Genomic DNA, 3334 nt, shown 5'->3' with positions numbered 1-3334 from the left:
TTTGTAAATAAAAGAGAGCAGTTGCCAAGTGGTAAGCTGCTCCCTGCTGTGTTCATCTAACGTTTATTCTGTTAGCTCAATGAAGAACTCGGAATATAAATACTAAATTACTATTTACTTTCTAACAGCTATCCCGTATTTTTCTGGATGATTGATGTACTCTTCATAATTAAGTGATCCTTTAAACTCAAATAACTTAGATGTATTGTTGTATTCAAACACCAGTAGTTGTCCACGAATGCCAGAATGCGTTCCGTCATCTTTCACACCAATAATGTTTGAGGAAATTTGGATGAATTCGTTATTACTGCTTACAGTTACATTGGATGGTGGAATAATTGTTGGTTCAACCTTTTGGTTAGGTTTAAAGGCAATGATCAACAAGCTTAACAGTATTCCAGTTAATATTATCTTCGTGTAGTTTTCATTCATAATATCCTCCTAAGACGCTTTTTTAAATAGCATATGTTTATATTCACCAAGTACCATAAAACCCTTTGTGAGGAATATTTATGTGTCTGTTTAATCAACTTTCCTGCCGGTTTACATAACTAAAAGGAGCAACTGCCAACTGGCAAGCTGCTCCTCCATACATTGGGGATGATATTCCTATAAGCTTAAAGAAAAGCAACCGGTTTATTGATCAGTTGCTTACTTTTTCTTCTTGAACCATATTTTCGCTAACAATATTGAATCTAATAGTCTCTCATAAATCACAACACGTCATCTAAAGAGAAGGTTACGATCAAATTTCTGAATCGAGATCTTTATTTATCCTCTATTAGCTCATCAAATTTTTCAACGAAATTTGATATCTTAGAATCTAATTCTTGATCTGCTTCACCGTTCATATAATAATAGACTATCAAATTACCATTATTCACAAGAAAAGTTTTATACTTAGGATCTTTGAAAGATTTTTCTTGTTCCTCTGCTTCTTCTGTATCTTTAAGAAAATATATAGCAAAATTCGCATCTTTATTTAAAAAATAATGATAATAATTTTCCTCCATATTATCCCCGAATGTTACTTCGATTCCTTCATTACTTAACATGTCTCCAACTTTTTTAGGAGATATCTTGTCTCCACAAGCAGTTAATAACAAAGTTAAACAGAAACATATTGCTAAAGACCATAACTTTTTCATTAGTTACTCCTTATTTCTCTTATTTTTTAATGTGTAAATGATATTGTAAATCTGCAGATGAACCTAATGCAGATGATACTTTAAAATAATAGGTTCCTGGACTTAGATATACATCGTTCCGTTCATCATAACCATCAGCACTATCTGCAAGTCTCGCGACTTGTGTTCCAGAACTGTTAAATATAGTAACATTATAGTTATAACTACCTTTAGGATTATTTAATATTACCTTATGATAGCCACCTGTTGTAGCTTGAAATTTCCAGTAGTCAGGATCTTGAGTTGAGGTAATTGTTCCTCCTCCCCATTCATTAACTAATATGTCATCTGGAGAAACAGCCATTGAGTTATTGTCTTCCCATTCATATCTGTACCTTTGATTATCTGGAGCCGTAAATTCCGGGTCAAAAGGAACAAGAATTGCACTAGAATTACCATTCACACAATATTTCCCACACCCGTAGTTAGTTCCTTCTTGTGCAGTTATTTTATACATACTCTTTGTACTATCAGTATTATCCAATTTAACTGTCGAATAATACCACTTACCTGATACAAATTCATTAGGATCGTATGATCCTACAGAAACATCTGGTTCACTTTTACTACCTGCAACACCCCAGCTGTTTAAAATTTGTGTATCTAAATATGGATCCGGAAAATTAGATTCAAAAGCTGATCCCGCTGCATCCCTAGCAAAGGCTTTATTTTCGTAATCATAAAAAACTGCTGAATGCTCATAAGTATCAAATGTAGAATCATAGAAACCTACTGTAGCACTCCTAAAATAAATTTGTTGATGACTAAATCTTTCATAACTTGAAGTAACATATATACTAGAGTCTCCTTTCCAAGGAACCCAATCTTCAGCTGGAGCAGCATTTACATTAGAAACACCTATAAAAATCATCATTGTCGCAAGAACTATCGATATGAATTTTTTAAACATTAATTTTGTACCTCCGACGTAACCGTGTTAATTGGTTTCCAATTTTCATTATCTCCAGTTACTTTTTCTACTAATCTAACTTCTTCCTGTGACTTTAATTTTAAAAGATTTTCACCAGTTCCCTTTACTTTTAAGCCATATATTTTTAGTCCGTCATTGTTAAGTTCATTCAATCTCTCTTTAAATACATGAATAAGTTCTTTTTTTGCTTCCACAGAACGTTGTTCCTCTTGTGCTTTTTCTGCATTGGGATTTTGTTCTAATATAAGTGATCTTTCTTTTAGAGAAACTTCTTCCTCATAATTTTCAATTTGATTTACAAGCATAGTTTTGAGATCATCTTCATATTTAACCACTGCATCTTCAATTGTTTGGTCCTCTTCTAAAATAAATCCACCGCTGATTACTTCGTCTTCATACGTGTATGCATGATACATTGCTTCGATTTCTATTCCCGTTTCAGTTGAAATCGCTTTAGCAATTTCAACTTCATGCTGTCCATCTAAGGAGATTAATGCCTCTATTTCTTGATTCGTGTTCTCTTCTAGTATTTTCAGCTCTTTCTCTGAAGTATTAATTCTATCACTAATTGTGAATTCATCTGAATTAAGAGCTGGATTCTCTGCCTTTAAAGTTGGTGTATTAAATACGATTCCAATTGCCATTAGAGTAGTAAAAAATAGACCTCCTATAATCAGTTTATTTTTTTTGTTTTTCATACGTCCTCCTGAGTTGTATTGTTTATTTTCAATTGGAAACTATATACTAATATTATCAGAAAATACAGGAAAAATATAACAATTAATATTCTCTATGCTAGATAGAACTAAGAAAGTTATCATCTTAATAGTCGATAATATAAGAGGCACTTTAAGTGTAGAAAGTATCACACTGTAATACTTTCTACATACATTTTAGAGAGGTTAATGATGCTAGCATTAAAATATACAGAGTTCCCAGATACATATATTGAATTCTCAAATAGAGGAATATAACCCTCTTCCAACAGAAATAGATTGCGATAACTATAAATTTTAGAAATGAAAAAAATCAGATACAAAACTTAAATAGCTTCAATTTCATTTAGTTTTTGTTCAAGATTATTTATATCTTCATTTTTCTTGGCTACAAGTTTTAAAAAGTTATTCCGAAGTCTCAGCATTAATTAAACTAATCTGTTCGTTAGCTAAAAGAAAAAGCAACCGGTCTTTTGAGCGGCTGCTTACTTGTTCTTATT

The 3334-nt window shown here is 32.0% G+C and carries 4 protein-coding genes; all 4 read right to left on the bottom strand.

Annotated elements, in window-relative coordinates:
* Positions 1-114: 114 nt before the first annotated feature.
* Positions 115-432, bottom strand: coding sequence for a hypothetical protein (locus tag GQY27_RS21010; RefSeq protein ID WP_160037214.1), 318 nt, complete (start codon positions 430-432; stop codon positions 115-117).
* Between the two features lie 335 nt (positions 433-767).
* Positions 768-1148 (bottom strand): hypothetical protein, encoded by a 381-nt coding sequence (locus GQY27_RS21005; RefSeq protein ID WP_160037213.1) that lies wholly within the window; start codon positions 1146-1148, stop codon positions 768-770.
* A 19-nt stretch (positions 1149-1167) separates the two neighbouring features.
* Positions 1168-2097 (bottom strand): hypothetical protein, encoded by a 930-nt coding sequence (locus GQY27_RS21000; RefSeq protein ID WP_160037212.1) that lies wholly within the window; start codon positions 2095-2097, stop codon positions 1168-1170.
* Positions 2097-2816, bottom strand: a complete 720-nt coding sequence (locus GQY27_RS20995; RefSeq protein ID WP_160037211.1) for an anti sigma factor C-terminal domain-containing protein — start codon at positions 2814-2816, stop codon at positions 2097-2099. The genes GQY27_RS21000 and GQY27_RS20995 overlap by 1 nt, the downstream gene beginning before the upstream one ends.
* Positions 2817-3334: the final 518 nt, after the last annotated feature.

The organism is Paenibacillus sp. An7 (assembly GCF_009870785.1).
Lineage (GTDB): Bacteria > Bacillota > Bacilli > Paenibacillales > Paenibacillaceae > Paenibacillus.
This window is presented reverse-complemented; position numbering and strand designations above follow the sequence as displayed.

Excerpts from the sequence above, each read along its gene's own strand:
- GQY27_RS21000 (WP_160037212.1), bottom strand. The coding sequence starts at position 2,097 with ATGTTTAAAAAATTCATATCGATAGTTCTTGCGACAATGATGATTTTT.
- GQY27_RS21005 (WP_160037213.1), bottom strand. The coding sequence starts at position 1,148 with ATGAAAAAGTTATGGTCTTTAGCAATATGTTTCTGTTTAACTTTGTTA.
- GQY27_RS20995 (WP_160037211.1), bottom strand. The coding sequence starts at position 2,816 with ATGAAAAACAAAAAAAATAAACTGATTATAGGAGGTCTATTTTTTACT.
- GQY27_RS21010 (WP_160037214.1), bottom strand. The coding sequence starts at position 432 with ATGAATGAAAACTACACGAAGATAATATTAACTGGAATACTGTTAAGC.